The following is a 920-nucleotide window of genomic DNA, read 5'->3' on the forward strand; positions in this document are numbered from 1 at the left end:
TGTTCAATTTATTCTTGCAATTGGCGGAAATTTCTAGTAGCTTGAAAATATTTTTTTCTCTGGTGTTATTTTCAAATTCTGTTTCGTGAATGTTTTAATTTGCTTTTGTTATATTAGTTGTATTGTTGATAAGATTGAATGTCATCTTATTCAGATAAGAGCGAGACATACTGCAAGCAAGAACATTGCGATATATTTTTTAATTTACATTATTAGATTCATATTAAATTTATCGGAACAGATGTTTCGAATTTAATGGTTAGCTCAATATTAGTTTTCTATTTTTTAGTTGTTTATCTTTTTCAGCTTTATTCTATCCCAGCTATATTAAATCTAAGTGTATAATTTTTGCGGTAAGTTGAATAATTAATTAAAAAAGCTCAAGTCCTTTGAATTTGGACTTGAGCTAAAACAAAAAGGCCAGTAGTCTGATGTTAAGAACACAAAACACATTAGAAGCTAGTCTTTTATGGAATCTATTATAACTGATATCGTGAAAATTATTAAGTCTGAAAATAATGTTATTCCTCGTGAAAAGGCATTAATGTGCTGCTTCTTTGATTTGATTAGAGAATTAATGAAATTAGCACTAGAAGAAGTTGATGCCGGCTTAGTTGAAGAAACTAAAAAGCAAGGCTATCAGATTGAAAAGAAAAATAAGCGCTCAGTTGTGACTGCCTTTGGTGAGATTAGCTATTGGCGCAGAAGATATGCTTGTCCAGGCAAGAAGGCCCAATACCCACTGGATAAGCTGATGGGCTATGACAAATATAAGCGTTACAGTGTTTTGGCAGTGAAGGATATTTTGCAGGTTAGCGCCGTGGCAACTTACCGCAATACTGCTTTAGCTGTTAATACTCTCTCCTGTTTCAACTTATGAATACAATAATTAACTTAAACTTCCCACACCAAAAAGAACT

General features: G+C 32.3%; 1 pseudogene. It reads left to right on the forward strand.

The features are described from left to right. Positions 1 to 469 precede the first annotated feature (469 nt). A pseudogene (locus HMPREF3168_RS01035) lies at positions 470 to 877 on the forward strand (UPF0236 family transposase-like protein); the annotation flags it as partial. Positions 878 to 920: the final 43 nt, after the last annotated feature.

Source organism: Lactobacillus sp. HMSC08B12, from assembly GCF_001808415.1.
Classification (GTDB): domain Bacteria; phylum Bacillota; class Bacilli; order Lactobacillales; family Lactobacillaceae; genus Lactobacillus; species Lactobacillus delbrueckii.